The following is a 21,073-nucleotide window of genomic DNA, read 5'->3' as shown; positions in this document are numbered from 1 at the left end:
GCTAACCGAATGCGGAGCGGTAGTTCAGTCGGTTAGAATACCGGCCTGTCACGCCGGGGGTCGCGGGTTCGAGTCCCGTCCGCTCCGCCACTAATTTGAAAGGCCTTCCCTCGCGGGAAGGCCTTTTTGCTTTTTGGCATTCACGAACGGGATTAAGGAAACAAGGGACCACAGACAGGGCTGCGACTTGCCACTGGCAACTCGGTCCCTGCCAGTGGCCCCTTGTGCTTGAGCCGGACCCTGTCCGCCTCCCCGTCCGCTCCGCCACTATCTAGAAAGCCCAGTCGAAAGACTGGGCTTTTTTTCGTTTCAAGTCCCCCGAAGCACCACAGTCACCACTAAAGGTTCCACGATATCAACGACTTGCTACATGGCCTCGGTTTGTCACCACTGCTCACACGGCTTCCCTGGACACTCCGCCATTGATTTTGCTTTGGTGCATATGAAATAGAGGGAGAGGCAAACCGTCCACTCAACAGACTTGGCTGCCCGGTGAATAGAGAAGTGATGAAGTAGTGTCCCGCTGGGCGGCCAAGGCGCTCTGCTCTTCTGCCAGCGCAATGGATATTGGTTTAGATAACAGTGGTCAGGAGCCGTCCACAAGATGCATGCAATGCTTCTTAATGCCTGCGGGTGAGGTGATTCAGGCAACAGCTCCGGAACATGGGGTAAGTGCCCCCAGGATGGGCTGATTCGCTGGAATGTATATAAAGAAAAGGGGACGGCGTCTGCCGTCCCCTCAAGTCATTTCGTCCAGTCCCTGAACTGCCATGCTCCCTGCAATCCTTGACTCTATCCTTTCCTTTGGAATTTCCCCTTCCCATTCCATTGGGGTGTCCTGTGGCCATCCTAGCCTGGCAATCACTCCTGATTGCTTCACCGTCTCCATCCTGGAGGTGTCCATTACCACATCCCGTGGTGTTCCTTGCGTCATCCTGACAGATAACCACCCTGGTCATCTCGCTTCATCCTGAAGCTGTTCCTGCCGCTCCTGCGGGGTTCCTATCGTCCTGAAGAGTGACTATCCGTGCCACTCAGCCTCATCCCGAGGTGTCCTGTGACCGCATCCTGCGGTTGTCCTGTCATTCCTTGCGATAACCATCCGGGTTATCAACCTCATCCTGAGGTGTCCTGCCACATCCTGCGGCTTTTCCTATTTATGCGCTGTTCCTGCATCCTGCCGGACCAGCCGTCCTTGTGAGACCCATACTAAGGCAATCGTGGGGAGGAACAAGGCATGAGAGGTCATCAGAAAAGGTTGGATGATGGATGAATAGCTGTCATTAATCTAAGTTTGTCATATATATCAGATATTTATTTAGTTTCTCAGGAAAGCATGGTGCTCTCGGGATGGCTTCACGTACGGCTCAACACTGAGGGGTCTTACAGGAGGAATGGCGGATCTCTCACAACCAAAAACAGGGAGGAAAACGATGGTACAGAAGGTTCAATCAGGGGTGTAAGAGTTAAAAATTAATTGAATAACTATGTGTGAAAAACAGACAAAAGCCGAGCTCATGCCCGGCTTTTCATCATTCATCCGATTGTGCTCAGCTGACCCGGGTGCCCGGTGTCGGATATGCCTTGCGCAGGGACTCCGGGGCCAATACTTCCAGGTTGCCACTCATGTTGTTCAACCAGGAGCGGAACTCCGGCGTATCCTGGACCTCGGTCTCCACCACCACGCTGCGCTTGTCGTAGCGGGTCATGCGCGGGTTGTGTCCCGGGATCTGCCCATCGATCAGAGTGGGGCAGTTGGCATCGATGCGTCCAACGAAGCGGATCGGGCCGCTGACGTCCTGATAGCCCTGGTCGCGGATCAGCTTCTGGACGTTGAAATCCTTCGGCTGGGTGGCGCTGAAGTTGGTCAGTTCCACGTTCTTGATGTGATCGAACGGAATGCCATAGACCTTGGGATCCAGCTCTGACAGGGTGCAGAGCAGGATGGGGCCATCGGGCTGGTTGAGGATCCCGAGCGGATTGATGCGGTCATAGCAGAGCCACACGGTGCGCTCCTTGATGACACGCTGGATCTCGGCGCTGAACTTGCGACCACGCCAGAGGGCGTCGCGGATCAGGGTGCTGCGGCGGATCTCAGGGTTGCCGGCAAACGGACGCGGCGACTGGTGCACGCTCTCGAGCCACCGTTCAGCCAGTTCGCTCTGGCTATCACGGATCACCTGACTGGCCTTGTCGACCAAGGGATTCAATTCGGTCAATACACTCGCCGGTAGCAGTTGGCTCGCCTGATCGCTCCAGGTTTTCAGGGCCACCGCCAGGGAGAGCGGCATGATGTTGGCAAAGTCGTTGAGACCGTGGCGCTCGAAGCACCAGCCGTGTGGTTTGCTGCGCTCATCCGAGGTGAGGTCGAACAGTCCCATGCCGGACATCTCTTCCAGGTCCCGTTGCACGGTACGCAGACTGACGTGAATGCCTTCCTCTTCCAGTTTTACCTGGAGTTGGCTGGCGGTCAGCTTGTAAGGGCGGTGCGGGATGCAACGCGCCAAGGTCAGTTGTCGTAACAGCTTCTTACTCATGGTGCATGCCTTCACTGGTTTAGCGTTGAGTGTATCCTAGCCATGATGTGCGACAGTCTATGTCGCAAGTTTTGCTGCGACAACTGTCGCCATTTTCATACATATTCATGTAACTAATTGATAAGTAATGTTAAAAATGAACAGGAAAGGCCTGTTTGGAGCTTTTTTTGACTAAAATAAAGCGTTCTCCAGATTTGCCCGGTTGTCACGACAGGGGAGAAATGTATAGGGAGCCAGGGGGGAGGAGGGTATTCGGCAGGGGGAGAGAGGTGAGGGACTGGGCCCTCACCGGCAAAGAGGTCGTTCAGGCCAGCCAGGACCAGGCTGACTTGGTGATGGCGGCGCCAATCATGTAGCCAAATACCGCGAGGGCGGCGACCCCGGCGATCAGCTTCTGGCCGCGCGCAGGGCGCTTGAGTGCCATGACGCCGAGCCCTATGTAGAACACCAGGGCGATCAGCTTGGCCATCAGCCAGGGCTGCTGCCCCGGGCTCATCTGCAGGGTGACCGCCAGCAGCACACCAAACAGCAGCAGCAAGGTGTCGTTGATGTGGGGCAACACCTTGAGCCACTTCTGCTGCAAGCGCCCGCTGCCAGCCAGCGCCAGGCTCCAGCGGTAGATGAACAGCAGCAGGCTGACCATGGCCAGGGTCATGTGCAGGTGTTTGAACATGGGGTAATAGGCAATCATATTGCTTCCTTGTCGTTGTCGGGCAGACCGCTGTTCCAGTTGTGCGCGTGGGTACGCTCCTGTCCTTCCTGATCGTCTTGCAGCAGATCGGAGAGGATCTCGCGGTATTGCAGGCTCTTGTTGATATAGGTGTGCTCGTCATCCAGGTAATTGACCTGTTCCCGCAGCAGCCGGTTGTCATACTGCTTGAACACCTGACCCGCACGCCAGGCCTGGTTGGCCCGGAATCCGAGCTGGGTCAGTGCCTCTACCCCCAGATCCACGGCCGATCCCAGGGTTTCCCGGTGCACGCTGTCGACGCCGTGACGGAGGATCTCGTGGGCATGGGGCCTGTCCTGGGCGCGGGCCAGGATCTTGAGGTGCGGGAAGTGTTTCTTCACCATCTCGATCACCTCGAGGGAGGTAGCCGGATCGTTGATGGAGAGCACCAGCAGCTTGGCCTTGTGGGCCCCGGCGGCATGGAGCAGGTCGAGCCGGCTGGCATCGCCGTAGAATACCTGATAGCCGTACTTGCGCAGCATTTCTATCTGGCTGGCGTCCTGCTCGAGTATGGTGGTGCCTATGCCGTGGCCGTGCAGCAGGCGCCCCACTATCTGACCGAAGCGGCCGAAGCCGGCGATGATGACGGGGTGCTCGACCAGTTCCGGCTGTTCGTGTTCGGGGGCATCGCTCTGGTTGCGGTAGTCGAACCAGGGCTGGATCACCCGATCGTTGAGGATCAGCAGGAGCGGCGTCAGCGCCATGGAGAGCGCCACCACCAGGGTCAGCAGCGAGATGGTGTCACCGGGCAGCACCTTGTTCTGGGCGGCGAACGAGAACAGCACGAAGGCGAATTCCCCCCCTTGTGCCAGCGCCAGGGCGAAGGTCCAGCGCTGGCTCGGCGAGATGCGAATGATCAGGCCGAGCACCATCAGCACCCCCCATTTCAGGAGCATCAGACCTATCACCAGGGATGGAATGAGCAGGGGATGGGCGGCAAAGAGGCCAAAATCGATGCCAGCCCCCACCGACATGAAGAAGAGGCCGAGCAGTAGCCCCTTGAACGGCTCTATGTCCGCCTCCAGCTCGTGGCGATACTCGCTGTCTGCCAGTACCACACCAGCGAGGAAGGAGCCAAGGGCGGGGGAAAGCCCCACCGACTCCATCAACACGGCGATGGCGATCACCAGCAGCAGGGCGGCGGCGACGAAGATCTCCCGCATGTGGGACTGGGCGATGGCACGGAACACCGGCCGCATCAGGTAGTGGCCGCCCAGCACTATGCCGGCGATGGCGGCGACCACCAGCAGGCCGTGCTGCCAGCCCGCCAAGTCCGGATTGCCGTTGCTGGCCACAGGCGCGATGGCGAGCAGTGGCAGTATGGCCAGGATGGGAATGACGGCGATGTCCTGGAACAGCAGCACCGCGAAGGCGGAACGGCCGCTTTCGCTCTGCATCAGTTTGCGCTCCTGCAGGCTCTGCAGCACGATGGCGGTGGAGGATAGCGCCAGGATGAGACCGATGGCGAGCCCCTGTTGCCAGGGCAGGCCGATGAGATAGCCCACCCCGGTCAGGGCCCCCGTGGTGAGCAGCACCTGCAGGCCGCCGGTGCCGAGGATGGGGCCCTTCAGCTGCCACAGCAGCGCCGGGCGCAGCTCGAGGCCGACCAGGAACAACATCAGCACCACCCCGAACTCGGCGAAGTGCATCACATCCTTCTGCTCCCCCACCAGCCCCAGCAGGAAGGGGCCTATGATGATGCCCGCCAGCAGGTAGCCGAGCACTGAACCCAGCCCCCAGCGTTTGGCCAGCGGCACCGCTATCACCGCCGCCGAGAGGTAGATCAAGGCGTCAAACAACAATCCGTGCCCCATCAGCCGGCCCTCCGTTTGTCTCTGTTCGCCAGGGCTGGCTGCGCAAGCCCGATGAAAATCCAGTCCGTCGTCATGACAACTCCCCCAGCAGATCCCGCAGATAAAGGCTCGCACCCAGCTGGGCCGGAGTGAGCCGCTCATCGCGCAGGGCGCAGATCAGCTGGCGGTAATCCTGGCCACAGCGGCGCAGCGCCTCCGGGTCCTTGAGCTTGTGGAAGGAGTGCAGCACGAAGGGGGGCAGCCACTGCATGCCGCACAGCTGCGCCGTCTGCTGGAACGGCAGCAGGAAGTCGAGCAGCGGGCGCTGGTTGTAGCCTTCGCTGCAATATGACTCGGGAGCGCCCCCCGTGGTGATGGCAGAGAGCCACTGCTTGCCACTGAGGGCGTGGGCCTCGGGGCCGTAGGCGTAGCCATACTCCAGCACCAGATCCAGCCACTCCTTCATGATGGCGGGGCAGGAGTACCAGTAGAAGGGGTGCTGGAAGACGATGAGATCGTGCTCCGCCAGCAGGGCCTGCTCGCGCTTCACGTCTATATACATGTCCGGGTACTGCTGATAGAGGTCGTGCAGGGTGACCCCCTCCAGGCCGTCGAGTGCCTGCAGCAGTTGCCGGTTGGCCCGGGAGCTCTGCAGGGCGGGGTGCGAGAAGATAACCAGAATGCGTTTCATGGGGTCATAACCTGAGCGGGACTCGTGTCGGCGAATAAGGTGCATCGAATGGCGACGTTATCAAGAAGTGCCCAGAGCCGCCAGTGGTGGACGTGAATGGCGCCTGTATTGGACACTCGTGGTCGCTGGTTGTGGCAGTGTCTGACGGGGGATGGCCTTCGCCTCTATGCCAGCCTCTCTTGATCTCCCGCAGGGGTCGGGCTTGACCCTCCCCCTGGGCCAAGGGTTACCATAGGCCCTCTTCGATCACTGAGTCATCCCATGGTCCTGACCCGTCGCCAACTCGCTCGCGCCCGCCGCTGGCTTCCCCTGTGGAGCCTGCTGATGGTGCTGATGTCGTTTGGCAGCCGGGCGGCGACCGATCTCTGTACTCTGACCCCCCATTGCAGCCAGAGCGAACGCACCCTGGAAAAAGCCATGCCTTGCGGCAGCTTCACCTCGGCGCTCGCCATGACGGTGCTCACCGGCGACAGCCTGACGGTGGCCTGGCTTGAGCCTGATAGGCCTGAGTTTATTTCCCCTTCCCTGTATACGCCGGACGCGCCGTTAGAGCGGCTCGAACGGCCCCCTCGCCAGTTGGGTTGAGTCGAGTTACCCGTTTTTTGGGCATTTCTTCTTATCCGAGGTGAGTCATGTACAAGTCCCTGTTACTGGCCGTGCTGGCCGGTACCGTCAGTTTTTCTGCTCTGGCAACCGAGCAGATGACAGTCTACAAGTCCCAGTATTGCGGCTGCTGCAAGACCTGGATCAAGCACATGGAAGAGAACGGCTTTGCGGTCAAGGTCGTCGAAACCGAGCAGCTTGAACCCGTCAAGCAACAGTACGGCATCACCCCGCAGCTGGCCTCCTGCCACACCGGGGTGGTGAACGGCTATGTGGTGGAGGGACATGTGCCCGCCGCCGACGTGCAGAAGCTGCTCAAGGAAAAACCGGCGATCCGCGGCCTGACCATTCCGGGCATGCCCCAGAGTGCGCCAGGCATGGATATTCCGGGTCAGCCCTACCAGGTGCTGAGCATCAGCGAGGAGGGCGCGACCAAAGTCTGGTCGAGCTATCCCGGCTGACGAACACTGGTCATGAGCCGGCACCACTCCATCATGTGAGGCACACCTGAGCGAATCCGTGCCGCTCATGGCCAGAGCAGGAGGGCCACCCTTGTGAGAGGGCGGCCCTTTTTCATGGTTTGGGGCCGAATGTCCGGGGATCACTTGCAACCCAGGGCGACAAGGGGCAGATTGATCGCCAATTTATTTTCTCAGGGGCGATGTTCCGGTTTGCCAGCCTTGTTTCCGCACCGGCGGAGTGAGCGGCGGCGGCTTGATCGTCAATTCATGGCGCTCCCCGCGAGCCTGCCTGCCCTGTTACAGCGCAAAGGATGCGACATGTTCATCTTTCCCCGAGGGTTGCTGCTGCTGGCTTATCTGGTCGCCGCGCCCTGTACCCATGCCAATGAAGAGCCCGTCATGCCGACAAGCGAAACCCCCATCCTGCCTCCTTTGGCCCCCAAGCACCCCCATACCCTGAAAAAGCACGGGGACGTCCGGATCGACAACTATTACTGGCTGCGTGACGACGAGCGCCAGAAGCCCGAGGTGCTGGATTATCTCAAGGCCGAAAACGCCTACACCGAGGCCATGCTCAAGCCAGTTCAGCCGTTGCGTGACCAGCTCTACAAGGAGATGGTGGCCCGCATCCCCCAGCAGGACGAGTCGGTGCCCTATGTGAAGAACGGCTACCGCTACCAGACCCGCTATGAGCCGGGCAAGGAGTACGCCATCTATTCCCGCACCAGGGTGGGGGAGAAGGACGCCAGCCTGATGCTGGACAGCAACCAGCGCGCCGAGGGTCACGAGTTCTATTCCCTGGGAGCCCTGGAGGTGAGCCGCAACAACCGCTGGCTGGCGGTGGCGGAAGACTTCCTCTCCCGCCGTCAGTACCAGATCCAGTTCCTCGATCTGGAGAGCGGCACCTGGGCCGCCGACAAGTTGGAGAACACCTCGGGCAACCTGGTGTGGGCCAACGACAGCAAGACGGTGTTCTATGTGCGCAAGCACCCCAAGACACTGCTGCCCTATCAGGTCTATCGCCACGAGCTGGGCAGCGATCCCGCCAAGGATCAGCTGGTCTACGAGGAGAAGGATGACAGCTTCTACGTCAGCCTCTATGCCACCACCTCGGAAGACTTCATCGTCATCGCCCTCTCCAGCACCACCACCAGCGAGGCGCGCCTCATCGACGCCAACACGCCGGTCCAGGCGCCGCGCCTGTTCCTGCCCCGTCAGGTGGATCACGAATACAGCCTGGATCACTACCGCGGCCGCTTCTATGTGCGCTCCAACAAGGACGGCAAGAACTTTGGCCTCTATGAGACCAGGGAGAGCCCGGTGGAGCGCTGGAAGGCGGTGATAGCCCCCAATCCGGACGTGCTGCTGGAGAGCTATGCCCTGTTCAGGGACTGGCTGGTGCTGGAGGAGCGCAGCAAGGGGCTGACCCGGCTGCGCCAGATCAACTGGCAGAGCGGCGAGCAGAAAGAGATCGCCTTCGACGACCCCGCCTATGTCACCTGGCTCGCCTACAACCCGGAGCCGGAGACCAGCGCCCTGCGCTACGGCTACTCCTCCATGACCACGCCGTCCTCCACCTATGAGCTGAACCTGGACAGCGGCAAGCGCACCCTGCTCAAGCAGCAGCCGGTGGCGGGCTTCAAGGCCGACCAGTATGCCAGCGAACGGGTCTGGGTGACCGCCCGCGACGGGGTGGCGGTGCCTGTCTCCCTGGTCTATCGCAAGGATCTGTTCAAGAAGGAGGGCAAGAACCCCCTGCTGGTCTATGGCTACGGCTCCTACGGCGCCAGCATGGATCCCGACTTCAGCAGCTCGCGCCTGAGCCTGCTGGACAGAGGCTTCGTCTACGCCATCGCCCATGTCCGGGGCGGCGAAGAGCTGGGGCGCCCCTGGTATGAAGACGGCAAGCTGCTGAAAAAACAGAATACCTTCCACGACTTCATCGACGTGACCGAGGCGCTGGTGGCCCAGGGCTATGGCGCCAGAGACCAGGTCTACGCCATGGGGGGCAGCGCCGGCGGCCTGCTGATGGGGGCCATCATCAACCAGGCGCCAGAGCTCTATCGCGGCGTGGTGGCCCAGGTGCCCTTCGTCGACGTGGTCACCACCATGCTGGATGAGTCCATTCCCCTCACCACAGGGGAGTACGACGAGTGGGGCAACCCGAACCAGAAGCGCTACTACGACTACATGAAGAGCTACAGCCCCTACGATCAGGTCAAGGCGCAAGCCTACCCCAACCTGCTGGTCACCACCGGGCTGCACGACTCCCAGGTGCAGTATTGGGAGCCCGCCAAGTGGGTCGCCAAGCTGCGGGAGCTGAAGACGGACGACAACCAGCTGCTGCTCAGCACCGACATGGATGCCGGTCACGGCGGCAAGTCGGGGCGTTTCAAGGCTTACGAGGATATCGCCCTGGAGTTCGCCTTTATCCTGGAGCTGGCTGGCAGCAAGGCGTGATTGCCGGGCCCAAATGAAATCAGCTTGTTACCAAACCCCGTTCCGGCAGCCCCGGATCGGGGTTTCTGCATCTTGGCGATAAAATCGTCATTAATGTTGTATTTATGCTGGATATTGTCGTTATTTCGATATAACGAACCAAGATGCTAACCCTTGCCAGTCAAGGGTTACGAAAGAATCTGACCGCTTTTTTATTGCTTCCATTCACGGGCTCATGTAATTAACCTGCGGCAGAGAAATAAATGATCCGCTTCAAAATTCTCGCTATTTAAATCCGCCATTTTGCTGTTTTGTTTGATTTATGTTGGCGCCATGTGCTTAATCAGGGGTGTTAAATCTTTTGAACTGACCTGGTTGTGGTCAGATCACCTCCGATCGGCATGACGCTGATTATCTCACCGCAGGATGATGGTGGCTTATGGAAGGGCGCTCGCCGCTCGACCATTTCCTCGTACGAGGCTGTATAGGCAGACCCAGTCTGGATGCGGGTCCGTCTCATATTCACCCGGGAATCGGGTGGGATAAATCAATGAAAAGGATGAAGAACATGAAAGGATTATCCTTGGCGTGCGCCTTGTCGGCTGCCCTGGTCGGTGTCTCTTTTGGTGGTCCGCTGCAAGCGCAGGAGCGCTTCGTGACCATAGGTACCGGCGGTCAGACCGGCGTCTACTACGTGGCGGGTCAGTCCATCTGCCGTTTCCTCAATCGCGGCGCCGCCGATCACCAGATCAAGTGCAACGCCCCGGCCAGTGGCGGTGGTGTGGCCAACGTCAACGGTATCCGCTCCGGCGAGTTCAACTTCGGCATCATGCAGTCCGACCACCAGTACAAGGCGATGAAGGGTGTCGAGCCGTTCAAGGCCGAAGGGGCCATGGATGACATCCGCGCCGTCTTCTCCCTGCAAAGCGAAGTGTTCACCATTCTGGCCCGCAAGGACGCCAAGATCGCCAGCTTCGACGATCTGAAGGGCAAGCGCGTCAACATTGGCAACCCGGGTTCAGGTCAGCGTGACACCATGGAAGAGATCATGGCCGTCAAGGGCTGGAAGAAGGGCGACTTCGGCCTGGTTTCCGAGCTGAAACCCGCCGAGCAGGCCTCTGCCCTGGGTGACAACAACATCGATGCCATGAGCTACTTCGTTGGCCACCCGAACGGTGCCATCCAGGAAGCCTCTACCACCACCGACACAGTGCTGGTGCCGGTGACCGGCGAGGCTATCGACAAGCTGTTGGCCGAGAAGAGCTACTACACCAAGGCCGAGATCCCGGGTGGCCTCTACAAGGGCAGCCCGAACCCGACCCCGTCCATCGGCGGCAAGGCGGTCCTCTCCACCAGCGCCAAGGCCGATCCGGAAGTGGTCTACCAGCTGACCAAGTCGGTGTTTGACAACCTGGATCGCTTCAAGCGTCTGCACCCGGCATTTGCCGACCTGAAAGAAGCCGACATGATCAAGGTCGGTCTCTCTGCCCCGCTGCATGAAGGCGCGGTCCGCTACTACAAGGAACGCGGCTGGATGTAATCCGGCAGCGTCTTCGGATGTGCCCCGGACTCGCTCCTCCTTCGGGGGAGCGAGTCTCGTTTATTGCAGCACCAACAGAGTCACACTATGCAGCAAACACAACAACAAGAGGCGCTCTCGGCCGAGGAGCTGATCGCCCAGGACGTCGGAGCCCGACTGCCGGTCGGCACCATGAGCTGGATCATCGCAGGCCTCGCCCTGGTCTGGTCTCTGTTCCAGCTCTGGATCGCTTCGCCGCTGCCGTTCTCCCTCGGCATCGGTGTCCTCAACGACACGGAAACCCGCTCGATCCACCTGGCCTTCGCCATCCTGCTCGCCTATCTGGTCTTCCCCGCCATGCGCAGCTCGCCGCGGGATCGGGTGCCGCTCGCCGACATCGCCCTCGGCCTCATCGGCGCCGCCGTCGCCAGCTACCTGTTCATCATGTATGAGCAGCTGGCCCAGCGTCCCGGCAACCTGACCACCATGGACTTCGTGGTCGCCTGCATCGGCATACCGCTCTTGCTGGAAGCCGCCCGCCGCGCCCTGGGCCCGGCCCTGGCGGTCATCGCCATCGTCTTCCTGGCCTACAGCCTGGCCGGCCCCTGGATGCCCTCTCTGCTGGCACACCGCGGGGTGAGCCTGCATGCCCTGGCCAACCACCAGTGGATCACCACCGAAGGGGTGTTCGGCATCGCCCTTGGGGTCTCCACCAGCTTCGTCTTCCTGTTCGTGCTGTTCGGCGCCCTGCTCGAGCGGGCCGGTGCCGGCCACTACTTCATCCAGCTTGCCTTCAGTCTGCTCGGCCACCTGCGTGGCGGCCCGGCCAAGGCGGCCGTGGTCGCCTCGGCCCTGACCGGGGTCATCTCCGGCTCCTCCATCGCCAACGTGGTCACCACGGGCACCTTCACCATCCCCATGATGAAGCGCGTCGGCTTCTCCAAGGAGAAGGCCGGTGCGGTGGAAGTGGCCTCCTCGGTCAACGGCCAGATCATGCCCCCCGTGATGGGGGCGGCGGCCTTCCTGATGGTGGAGTACGTGGGCATTCCCTACGTGGAGATCATCAAGCACGCCTTCCTGCCGGCGGCCATCTCCTACATAGCGCTGCTCTACATAGTCCACCTGGAAGCGCTCAAGCTCGGCATGGAGCCCATCGGCGGTCATCAACCCAAGCCCTGGCTGCGCCGTCTGACCGGCTTTGCCTTCGGTGCCGCCCTCATCAGCGGCCTGTCGATGGCGGTCTACTACGGCCTCGGCTGGCTCAAGCCGGTGCTGGGGGATCACGCCTTGCTGGGGGTCTGCGTGCTGCTGGCCCTGGCCTATGTCGGCTTGCTCAAGATTGCCGCGAGCAATGCACCGCTGCCGGCGGAAGATCCGGACAAGCCCCTCGACGAGCTGCCCGAGACCCGCTCCGTACTGCTCTCCGGCCTGCACTTCCTGTTGCCCGTGGTGGTACTGGTGTGGTGCCTGATGGTGGAGCGCCTCTCCCCGGGTCTGTCGGCCTTCTGGGGCTCGGTGATGCTCATCATCATATTGCTGACCCAGCGCCCGCTGCTGAACTGGCTGCGCACCGACGGCAAGCATGACTACGGTACCTTCACCGACGGCATGGTGGACTTGCGCGAGGGGCTGATTGCCGGCGCCCGCAACATGATCGGCATCGGCATCGCCACCGCCACCGCCGGCATCATAGTCGGGGCCGTCTCCCAGACCGGGGTCGGCCTGGTGCTGGCGGATCTGGTGGAGTTCCTCTCCATGGGCAACCTGCTGCTGATGCTGCTGCTCACCGCCCTGCTGAGCCTGATCCTCGGCATGGGGTTGCCGACCACAGCCAACTACATAGTGGTGTCCAGCCTGCTGGCGCCGGTGATCGTCACCCTGGGGCAGCAGAACGGCCTCATAGTGCCGCTCATCGCGGTGCACCTGTTCGTGTTCTATTTCGGCATCATGGCGGACGTGACCCCGCCGGTGGGGCTGGCCTCGTTCGCCGCGGCGGCCGTCTCCAAGGGGGATCCCATCAAGACCGGGATCACCGCCTTCTACTACAGCCTGCGCACCGCGGCGCTGCCCTTCCTGTTCATCTTCAACACCGACCTGCTGCTCATCAACGTGGACTTCGCCCATGGCGTGCTGATCTTCATCGTGGCCACCATCGCCATGCTGATCTTCGCCGCCGCGACCCAGGGCTTCTTCCTGGTGAAGAGCCGCTGGTACGAGAGCGTGCTGCTGCTGCTGGTGGCCTTCACCCTGTTCCGTCCCGGCTTCTGGATGGATCGGCTGCACGATCCGTACCGTGACACGGCGCCGGCCGAGCTGGTTCAGACCATGGAACAGGTGGAGGCCGAAAGCACCCTGCGCCTGGAGATGGAAGGAGAGGATGCGGTCGGCAAGCTGCGCCGCTTCACCGTGCTGCTGCCAGTGCCGGACGGCGCGAGCGGCGAGGATCGCCTCGGCAAGCTCGGGATCCAGACCTATGAACAGGATGGCAAGATCCTGATCGACAGCGTCACCTTCGGCAGCCAGGCCGCCGATCTGGGGCTGGAGATGGATCAGCAGATCCTGAGCGTCAAGGCTCCCACCGAGCGCTGGCTCAAGGAGCTGATGTGGCTGCCGGGCTTCCTGCTGTTCGGGGCCGTGGTCTGGCTGCAACGGCGACGGGCCATCCGTTCATAGACACCACCAATAAAAACGGCGCCTCGATGGCGCCGTTTTCAATACAGGGGCGGGATCTCTTCCGTCAGTCCCGGCGCATCAGGCTCGAATCAGGTTGTTCGAAGCTACATCTGATGCCCATGCCGGTAGGGCTAGTTTGACTGGGTTTGCTTCTGCTTTTGCAGTTGATCCAGGGTCTGTTGTTCCTGCGGGCTCAGACCAAGCTGTTCGCACGCTTGTTCGAAGCTGATCCCCAGATGGCACATCATGATATCGATAGCAGGCAGGTAGTTGGTCATAGCGTCTTCCATGGTGATCCTCCAGAGCAGTCTCTTATGCCCGAGCGGCGAGCAGGGGGCAATTAGACTTTAGGTGTAGGGTGTCATCTGCTTCGCCCCCTGCCACTGGACGGGGGAATTTGCTACTCTTGCGGGCACTAAAGAGGTTGCCGTGTGAGTGCGAGCAACACGTGAGGAGCAGGGCATGTTATTGAGTTTCTTGATCATCGCATCTGGCTGGTGGCACATCCGCGCGGCTTATGGCTCAGACTCCCGTCAGTTCTACATCAGCAAACCGCTGACCATGCTGTTCATCATCGCATTGGCGTTTGGTTACCAGAGTGACGACCACAACGGCTCCCACGCCTGGATCCTGCTCGGCCTCTGCCTGTCGCTGGCCGGTGACGTGCTGCTGATGCTGCCACGGGATCGCTTCATTCAGGGACTGGCGGCATTTTTTGTCGCCCACCTCTGCTACATAGTCGGTTTCGCCCAGGGCCCCCTTGTGCTCAAGCTGATCGACGGCCTGCTGCTGTTGCTGGTGGCCGGCATGGTGTTCGGCCTGTTGTGGGGCAGGCTCGGCGAGATGAAGATCCCCGTCTTCTGCTACATGCTGGTGATCATCGCCATGGCCTGGGTCGCCGCCGGCGCCTGGCACGCCTCCCTCACAGCAGGCAGTGCCGCCGCCCTGGTGGGGGCGCTGATGTTCCTCTTCTCCGACAGCATGCTGGCCCTCGATCGCTTCCGCCGCCCCTTCCCCCATGCCACCGCCTGGATCATGAGCAGCTACTTCGCCGCCCAGTTCCTGATTGCCGCCTCTCTCGCGGGATAAGCAGGCTTCGTCGACCATAAAGAAACGGGCCATTGGGCCCGTTTTGTCATTCCGCTGTCACGCCTCCAGCGGCTCGGCGTCGACGGCCCTGGGGGCTGGCTGCCTGAGCAGCAGCATCAGGGCGCTGGCGATCAGCAGGAAGATGCCCATCACGTAGAACACCTTGTTGTAGGCCATGATGGCGGCCTCCCGGTTGATGGTGTTCGATAGCATGGCCCTGGCCTGCTGTTGGGCGAGCGCAGGATCCGAGCCCTGGGCCATCATGGTCTGGGTCAGCTGCAGCAGGTAGCTCTGCCCCTCTATGCTGGTGGCGGCCAGGGTGCTGCCGATCTGGCTGACATGGACACGGGTGTCGTTGTCGATCAGGGTGGCTATGATGGCGATGCCGAAGGCCCCCCCGAGGTTGCGCAGCACGTTGAGCAGGGTGGAGGAGGAGGGGATCTCCTCCGGGGTCAGGCTGGCGGTCGCCACCAGGGAGAGGGGCACCATGATGAAGGGCTGGCCCAGGGCCCGCACTATCAGCGACTGGATCAGCTGGGGGCCGGCGTAGTCGGCGCTCATGTTGACGTTCATGAAGCAGCTGATGGCAAACACCAGGAAACCGAAGCTCACCAGGTAGCGGGGATCTATCCGGGTGACCAGCCTGGGCACCAGGGGCAGCACCAGCAACTGGGGCAGGCCCATCCACATCAGCACTTCGCCTATTTCCAGAGCGTTGTAGTTGTGGATCTGCGCCATGTAGAGCGGCAGCACATAGATGGAGCCCATCAGCGCCATGCCGAGCACCAGGTAGGCGAAGCAGGCCAGGGCGAAGCGCGGGCTGTGCAGCAGCCGCAGATTGACCAGAGGATGGCGGCGCAGCAACTGGCTGATGACGAAGAACACCAGGGCCACCACTGAGATGACGGTGAGCCGCACTATGAAGCTGGAGCCGAACCAGTCCTCTCTGTTGCCCTCTTCCAGCACCACCTCCAGCAGGCCCAGCCCCACCGCCATGGTGAGGATGCCGACCAGATCCACCCGTTTTATCACCTCCCAGTCCACCGGCTTCCTGTCCAGACCGTGGGCCAGCATGGCCATCACCAGCAGGCCGGGGGGCACGTTCAGGTAGAAGATGTAGTGCCAGGAGAGCTGCTCCGTCAGCCAGCCCCCGAGCGTCGGGCCTATGGCGGGGGCGAAGGTGGCACAGAGGCCGAACAGCGCCATGCCGGTGGCCCGCTTGTGCAGCGGCAGCAGGCTGACGATGAGGGAGAAGGCCATGGGAATGAGCGCGCCGCCGGTGAAACCCTGCAACGCCCGGAAGACGATCATGCTGGTGAGGTTCCAGCTGAACGAGCAGAGCACTGAGGCGACGATGAAGGCTCCCGTGGTCCACAGCAGGTAGCGGCGCACGCTCAGCCCCCGGCTCAGCCAGCCGCTGAGGGGGATGGCGATCATCTCCGCCACCAGGTAGGAGGTGGAGATCCAGGAGCTCTCGCTCAGGGTGGCCGAGAGGGCCCCCTGAATGTCCTTCAGGGAGGCGTTGGTGATCTGGATGTCGAGGATGGCCATGAAGGCGCCGATGAGGCCCCCCATGACCGCGATCCAGTTGCGACGTGGAATGGGTTCCATCAGTTGGCGGCGACCACGGGATCAGGGGTGCGGGTGTCCACTATCACCTCGCTGGAGAGGCCCGGCAGCAGCTTGCCTGCCAGTGTGCCCGGCTCGGGGATGCGGATCTTGACCGGCACCCGCTGCACTATCTTGGTGAAGTTGCCGGTGGCGTTCTCCGGCGGCAGCAGGGCGAACTTGGCGCCGGTGGCGGGGGCCAGGCTGTCGATGATCCCCTCGACCGGCTGATCCGGATAGGCATCCAGGATCACCTCCACCCGCTGGCCCGGTTGCATGTGCTGCAGCTGGGTCTCCTTGAAGTTCGCCTCGACCCACACCTGTTGCAGCGGCACCAGGCTGGCGACCTGCATGCCGGACTGCACATAGAGCCCTTCCCGCAGGCTGCGCTTGCCGATGATGCCGTCCGCCGGGGCCCGCAGCTCTGTGTAGCCGAGCTCCAGCCTGGCCTGTTCGAGCTGGGCTTCACTCAGTGCCAGCCTGGCCTGGTTCTGCTTGGCTTCGGCGTCCAGCACCAGCAGGCGCTCGCGAGCGGCCTGCAGGGCGGCTTTGGCCTCCTGCTCCTGCGCCTGATTGACCTGCAGACCGGCGCGCACCTCGTCCAGGCTGTCCTGGGAGCTGTAGTTGCGCTGATTGAGCTGGCTGACCCGGCGCACCTGCTGCTGGGCCCGCACCTGCTCGGCATTGGCCGAGGCGACCCTGGCCTCGGCCTGACGAATGAGGCTCAGCTGCTGGGTACGGGTGGCGGCCAGGTTCTCCGCCGTCGCCTGATTGAGGTGCAGATCGGCCTCGGCCTCGAGCACCCGGGTTCTGTACTCCCTGTCATCCAGTCTGGCGATGAGCTGGCCGGCCTTGACCTCCTGGTTGTCGGTCACCAGCACCTCGCTGATGTAGCCGGGCAGCTTGGAGCCGATGCCGGTCACCTCGCTCTGCAGATAGGCGTTGTCGGTGCTCTCGAAATGGCGGCCGTGCAGATACCAGTAGGCGGCAAACAGCATGCCGAGCAGGGCCAGCAGCAGGGCTGCCAGCAGGGGGATCTTCTTGTGTTGACTCATGATATGGGTTTTTCCTGAACTGTGGCGGGCAGGCTAACATCGCGTAACTGTTTCGATTAGTATCCATTCATGAGATATACAGTTTCACTGGTGAAACAATGGACTTGAATGCAGCCTTGATTCTGGTGCGCATCGTCGACAAGGGCTCTTTTACCGCCGCCGCCCAGGAGCTGGGCATGACCAAGGCGACGGTGAGCCGCCGCATCGCCGAACTGGAGCAGCACCTCGGCGTGCGGCTGCTCTATCGCTCCACCCGCCAGCTCACCCTGACCGAAGCCGGGGAGCAGTATTACCTGCGCTGCAGCAAGGCGGTGGAGGAGCTGGCCCAGGCCGAGCTGATGCTGAGTGCCAGTCAGCAGGAGGTGACCGGCACCCTCAAGCTGGCGGTCCCCATCGAGACGGGGCAGCTGGTGATGGGTCGGCTGGTGGCCCACTTTCTGCAAGCCTATCCGGGGCTGCGGGTGGATCTGGAGCTGACCAACCGCATAGTGGATCCCATCAGCGAGGGGCTGGATGCCATAGTGAGGATCGGCGACATGAGCGACTCCAACCTGGCGGCACGGCGCCTGTGGAGCACCGGGCGCCTGCTCTGCGCCAGCCCGGATTATCTGGCGCGCGGCCCGGCAATCTCCCGCCCCGAGGATCTGGTGCGCCATGAGCGGGTCGCGGTCAGCAGCGGTTTTCTCGCCTCCCACTGGTGTTTTGAACTGGATGGCCGGGAAGTGCTGGTGGATCCGCCGTCCCGTTTCCAGGTCAACAACATCACCTGTGCCAGAGAGGCGGCGAAGGCCGGGCTGGGGCTTGCCTCCCTGCCCGCCATGTTGTGCCATGATGAGCTGGCCGACGGCTCTCTGGTGGCCCTGCTGCCGGATTGGCAGCAGCCCAAGGTGCCCATCTATCTGTTGTTTCCCGAGCGTCGGCTGATGCCGCGCAAGTTGAGGGTGTTTATCGATTTTCTGGTGGCCAACGGCCCGACTTACGGCATCGACAACCTGCTGTGAGCGGTAAATGGTCATGCAGAGAAAGAGTGATGGTCCGTGGGCTGGCACCGCCGGTGCATCGACAAGGGGTTGCGAGGAGAGGATATATGGAGCAGTGGATTAACTTGTATCGAGCCTCTCATTCACTGGAGGCGCATGCCTTGAAAGGGGCGCTTGAAGTCGAAGGGGTGCGGGTGCGGCTCAGCGGGGAGGGGCTCTCGGGGGCACTGGGGGAGTTGCCCGTGGATCTGCTGCAGGTCACCCTGATGGTGAGCGAGCAGGATCGCCGGCGGGCAGGCCGGATCATAGAGCGCTACCAGCAGCGCCAGGGCAATGGCTGGCTGTGCGGTCAGTGTGGGGAGGAGAACGGCGCCAACTTCGATATCTGCTGGCGCTGCCATCACGATCCCCAGGATCACTGAGATCTTTACCTCCCGTCACCCTCAGCGCAGGGTGAAGTCGATGTCCTCGCCCGCGCTGGCATCGTGATAGATCGCCAGATCCAGCTCCTTCTCGCTGCGGGCGATCAGCACTGACACCAGGATGTCGCCGGAGACGTTGACCGTGGTACGGGCCATGTCGAGGATCCTGTCTATCCCGGCGATGAGCGCCACCCCTTCCAGCGGCAATCCCACCGCGGTCAGCGTCAGGGTCAGCAGCATCAGCCCGGTGCCCGGCGTGCCGGCCGTGCCTATGCTGGCCAGGGTGGCGATGCTGATGATGGTCAGGTAATCCACCAGGTGCAGATCCACCCCGAACGCCTGGGCCACGAACAGCGCCGTCACTCCCTGATAGAGGGCGGTGCCATCCATGTTGATGGTGGCGCCTATGGGCAGCACCTTGGCAGTGATGGCGGGAGAGACCCCCAGCCGGCGCTCGGCGCAGGCCAGGCTGATGGGCAGGGTGCTGCTGCTTGAGCTGCTGGTGAAGGCCACCGCCTGGGCGTCGACGATGCTCTTGAAGTAGTGCAGCGGATTGAGGCGGGCCAGCAGGATCAGCAGGCTGCTGTAGACCCCGAGCACGTGCAGCAGGCAGCCGAGGTAGACGGCGCCTATCACCTTGAGCAGGGGCAGCAGCAGGCTCACCCCGTATCTGCCCGTCATCCAGGCCATCAGGGCGCAGACGCCATAGGGGGCCAGCGCCATCACTATCTGGGTCAGCTTGAACATCCCCTCCGCCAGGGAGGTGAAGAACAGGATGGCAGGGCGGCCGCGCCGGCCGGTGGCATTGAGGGCCAGGGCGAGGGCCACCGCAAAGACGATCACCTGCAGTATCTTGCCATCCACCATGGCCTGCACCGGGTTGTGGGGCACCAGATGGCTCAGCACGCTGGCCAGGGTCGGCTGCACCGTCACGCCGGTCCGTTCGTAGGGCCCCATGTTGGCGCCCATGCCGGGTTCCAGCAGCCAGCCCATCACCAGGCCGATGCAGATGGCGATGGCGGTGGAAAAGAGATAGAGGCCTATGGCCTTGCTGCCGATCCTGTCCAGGGTCTTGCCCTTGAGCAGGGCGGTGAGGCCGGCGATGACGGAGCAGAAGATGAGGGGCACCATCAGCATCTGTATGGTGTTGACGAACAGGACGCCGATGGGCTTGAGCAGCAGTGCCTGCTCGCTGAAGCAGAGCCCGAGACCTATCCCGGTCAGCATGCCGAGCAGTGTCTTCAACCAGAGCGGGCGGCGGGTCCAGATCCGCCAGGGCTTGAAGACCAATCCATGGAACAGCATGACGCCAATGTCCTTATTTTCTGTCTGCGATGGCAAAGGGGGCGCTAGTGTAGCCATCCCCCGATCAGGTTGCCACATTATCGACAAAGCGAGGCCCACGGCCAGCCCAGGGGAGCTAAAAAAGGCGTTTTGTTGGCTTATATCAAGGTCGAGGGACGGGGTTCAGGCTCTAATGGACATCTGACATGATGATTAAAGAGGCTTGAGATGTCCCAGTCGATACACGGTCACGAAGTGATGGAGATGATGCTGGAAGAGGGGGGCCATTTTACCCGGGCCAGCCTCAGGGAGGCGATTGAGGCGCGCTTTGGCGCCGATGCCCGCTTTCATACCTGCAGCGCGAGCGAGATGGATGCGGAGGCGCTGATCAGCCTGCTGGCCAAACGCGGCAAGTTCATCGAGTCCGAGCAGGGTTTCCAGACCCGGGCCGACAAGATCTGCAACCACGGCTGATCCCGCGGCGAGCGCACCGGGGCGCTCGCCGAATCCCGCCTCCTTTGTTATATTTCGCCCTCTCCCCCCTCTGTTAAAGGCTTGGCCTGGGCAACGCCCGGGAACCTGTATGGATACTTTCTCCGCTGCCGTCATGTTGTTTCTGATCATGGATCCGCTGGGCAACCTGCCGGTCTTCCTCTCCATCCTGCGCCACGTCGATCCCAAGCGGCGGCGCAAGGTGATGCTCCGCGAGCTGCTGTTCTCCTTAGGCATCATGCTGGGCTTCCTGTTTGCCGGTCAGCAGATCCTGAGCTTCCTGAACCTGCGCCAGGAGGCGGTCAGCATCGCCGGGGGCATCATCTTGTTCCTCATCGCCATCAAGATGATCTTCCCGAGCCCCGGCGGCGTGACCGGGCTGGCGGCGGGGGAGGAGCCCTTCCTGGTGCCCATGGCCATCCCCATGATAGCGGGCCCCTCCATCCTGGCCTCCCTGCTGCTGCTGGCGAACCAGGAGCCGACCCGGATGGCGGACTGGTCCCTGGCCTTGCTGATGGCCTGGGGCGCCAGCGCCGTGATCCTGATGTTCTACGAGCTGTTCAACAAGCTGCTGGGTGAGCGAGGACTCACCGCCGTGGAGCGGCTGATGGGCATGCTGCTGGTGATGATCTCGGTGCAGATGCTGCTGGATGGGGTGCACCACTATCTGGCGGTGACGGGCCAGGGGTAAGAAGAA

General features: G+C 61.9%; 18 protein-coding genes and 1 tRNA gene. 11 read left to right on the top strand and 8 right to left on the bottom strand.

Annotation, left to right across the window (positions count from 1 at the left end):
• The first annotated feature begins 13 nt into the window (after positions 1 to 13).
• A tRNA-Asp gene (locus tag ACB030_RS06875) sits at positions 14 to 90 on the top strand.
• Between the two features lie 1,460 nt (positions 91 to 1,550).
• Here the strand turns inward: ACB030_RS06875 and ACB030_RS06870 are convergent.
• From ACB030_RS06870 to ACB030_RS06855, 4 genes are all read right to left on the bottom strand, one after another.
• Positions 1,551 to 2,537, bottom strand: coding sequence for a YafY family protein (locus tag ACB030_RS06870; protein ID WP_025325391.1), 987 nt, complete (start codon positions 2,535 to 2,537; stop codon positions 1,551 to 1,553).
• Positions 2,538 to 2,841: 304 nt separating this feature from the next.
• The gene (locus ACB030_RS06865; protein WP_371158734.1) at positions 2,842 to 3,228 is read right to left on the bottom strand and encodes a SirB2 family protein; all 387 of its coding nucleotides are present in this window, start codon (positions 3,226 to 3,228) and stop codon (positions 2,842 to 2,844) included.
• On the bottom strand, positions 3,225 to 5,081 hold the full coding sequence (gene kefC, locus ACB030_RS06860) for a glutathione-regulated potassium-efflux system protein KefC (RefSeq protein ID WP_371158733.1): 1,857 nt from the start codon (positions 5,079 to 5,081) through the stop codon (positions 3,225 to 3,227). Before kefC ends, ACB030_RS06865 begins: the two co-directional genes overlap by 4 nt.
• Positions 5,082 to 5,151: 70 nt before the next feature.
• Positions 5,152 to 5,751 carry an NAD(P)H-dependent oxidoreductase gene (locus tag ACB030_RS06855; protein WP_371158732.1) on the bottom strand — a complete coding sequence of 200 codons (600 nt, stop codon included), beginning with the start codon at positions 5,749 to 5,751 and terminating at the stop codon, positions 5,152 to 5,154.
• A 261-nt stretch (positions 5,752 to 6,012) separates the two neighbouring features.
• Here ACB030_RS06855 and ACB030_RS06850 point away from each other — a divergent pair, with 261 nt between their 5' ends.
• The 5 genes from ACB030_RS06850 (at position 6,013) to ACB030_RS06830 (ending at position 13,446) form a co-directional block, all read left to right on the top strand.
• Positions 6,013 to 6,336, top strand: coding sequence for a hypothetical protein (locus ACB030_RS06850; RefSeq protein ID WP_371158731.1), 324 nt, complete (start codon positions 6,013 to 6,015; stop codon positions 6,334 to 6,336).
• A gap of 47 nt (positions 6,337 to 6,383) precedes the next feature.
• Positions 6,384 to 6,815: a DUF411 domain-containing protein gene (locus ACB030_RS06845; RefSeq protein ID WP_139745803.1), complete on the top strand. Its 432-nt coding sequence runs from the start codon at positions 6,384 to 6,386 to the stop codon at positions 6,813 to 6,815.
• A 318-nt stretch (positions 6,816 to 7,133) separates the two neighbouring features.
• A complete protein-coding gene (locus tag ACB030_RS06840) occupies positions 7,134 to 9,275 on the top strand; it encodes a S9 family peptidase (RefSeq protein ID WP_371158730.1) in 2,142 nt (713 codons plus the stop codon).
• Positions 9,276 to 9,822: 547 nt separating this feature from the next.
• A complete protein-coding gene (locus ACB030_RS06835; RefSeq protein WP_371158729.1) occupies positions 9,823 to 10,794 on the top strand; it encodes a TAXI family TRAP transporter solute-binding subunit in 972 nt (323 codons plus the stop codon).
• Positions 10,795 to 10,881: 87 nt separating this feature from the next.
• Positions 10,882 to 13,446 carry a TRAP transporter permease gene (locus tag ACB030_RS06830; RefSeq protein WP_371158728.1) on the top strand — a complete coding sequence of 855 codons (2,565 nt, stop codon included), beginning with the start codon at positions 10,882 to 10,884 and terminating at the stop codon, positions 13,444 to 13,446.
• 131 nt (positions 13,447 to 13,577) lie between these two features.
• Here ACB030_RS06830 and ACB030_RS06825 read toward each other — a convergent pair whose 3' ends face one another.
• A complete protein-coding gene (locus ACB030_RS06825) occupies positions 13,578 to 13,736 on the bottom strand; it encodes a hypothetical protein (protein ID WP_005332188.1) in 159 nt (52 codons plus the stop codon).
• Between the two features lie 172 nt (positions 13,737 to 13,908).
• Between ACB030_RS06825 and ACB030_RS06820 the strand changes: the two genes are divergently transcribed.
• Positions 13,909 to 14,535 (top strand): lysoplasmalogenase, encoded by a 627-nt coding sequence (locus ACB030_RS06820; RefSeq protein WP_042650024.1) that lies wholly within the window; start codon positions 13,909 to 13,911, stop codon positions 14,533 to 14,535.
• Positions 14,536 to 14,592: 57 nt separating this feature from the next.
• Here ACB030_RS06820 and ACB030_RS06815 read toward each other — a convergent pair whose 3' ends face one another.
• A complete protein-coding gene (locus tag ACB030_RS06815) occupies positions 14,593 to 16,146 on the bottom strand; it encodes a DHA2 family efflux MFS transporter permease subunit (protein ID WP_371158727.1) in 1,554 nt (517 codons plus the stop codon).
• On the bottom strand, positions 16,146 to 17,198 hold the full coding sequence (locus tag ACB030_RS06810; RefSeq protein WP_371158726.1) for an HlyD family secretion protein: 1,053 nt from the start codon (positions 17,196 to 17,198) through the stop codon (positions 16,146 to 16,148). Before ACB030_RS06810 ends, ACB030_RS06815 begins: the two co-directional genes overlap by 1 nt.
• A gap of 98 nt (positions 17,199 to 17,296) precedes the next feature.
• Here ACB030_RS06810 and ACB030_RS06805 point away from each other — a divergent pair, with 98 nt between their 5' ends.
• Positions 17,297 to 18,199, top strand: a complete 903-nt coding sequence (locus tag ACB030_RS06805; RefSeq protein ID WP_371158725.1) for a LysR substrate-binding domain-containing protein — start codon at positions 17,297 to 17,299, stop codon at positions 18,197 to 18,199.
• An 86-nt stretch (positions 18,200 to 18,285) separates the two neighbouring features.
• Positions 18,286 to 18,600 carry a DUF2007 domain-containing protein gene (locus tag ACB030_RS06800; protein WP_371158724.1) on the top strand — a complete coding sequence of 105 codons (315 nt, stop codon included), beginning with the start codon at positions 18,286 to 18,288 and terminating at the stop codon, positions 18,598 to 18,600.
• 21 nt (positions 18,601 to 18,621) lie between these two features.
• Here ACB030_RS06800 and ACB030_RS06795 read toward each other — a convergent pair whose 3' ends face one another.
• Positions 18,622 to 19,905, bottom strand: a complete 1,284-nt coding sequence (locus ACB030_RS06795; RefSeq protein ID WP_371158723.1) for a dicarboxylate/amino acid:cation symporter — start codon at positions 19,903 to 19,905, stop codon at positions 18,622 to 18,624.
• A 207-nt stretch (positions 19,906 to 20,112) separates the two neighbouring features.
• Here ACB030_RS06795 and ACB030_RS06790 point away from each other — a divergent pair, with 207 nt between their 5' ends.
• On the top strand, positions 20,113 to 20,358 hold the full coding sequence (locus tag ACB030_RS06790; RefSeq protein ID WP_025325408.1) for a YecH family metal-binding protein: 246 nt from the start codon (positions 20,113 to 20,115) through the stop codon (positions 20,356 to 20,358).
• A gap of 109 nt (positions 20,359 to 20,467) precedes the next feature.
• The gene (locus ACB030_RS06785) at positions 20,468 to 21,067 is read left to right on the top strand and encodes a YhgN family NAAT transporter (RefSeq protein WP_205642682.1); all 600 of its coding nucleotides are present in this window, start codon (positions 20,468 to 20,470) and stop codon (positions 21,065 to 21,067) included.
• Positions 21,068 to 21,073: the final 6 nt, after the last annotated feature.

Source organism: Aeromonas sp. S16(2024) (genome assembly GCF_041403065.1).
Taxonomy (GTDB): domain Bacteria; phylum Pseudomonadota; class Gammaproteobacteria; order Enterobacterales; family Aeromonadaceae; genus Aeromonas.
This window is presented reverse-complemented; position numbering and strand designations above follow the sequence as displayed.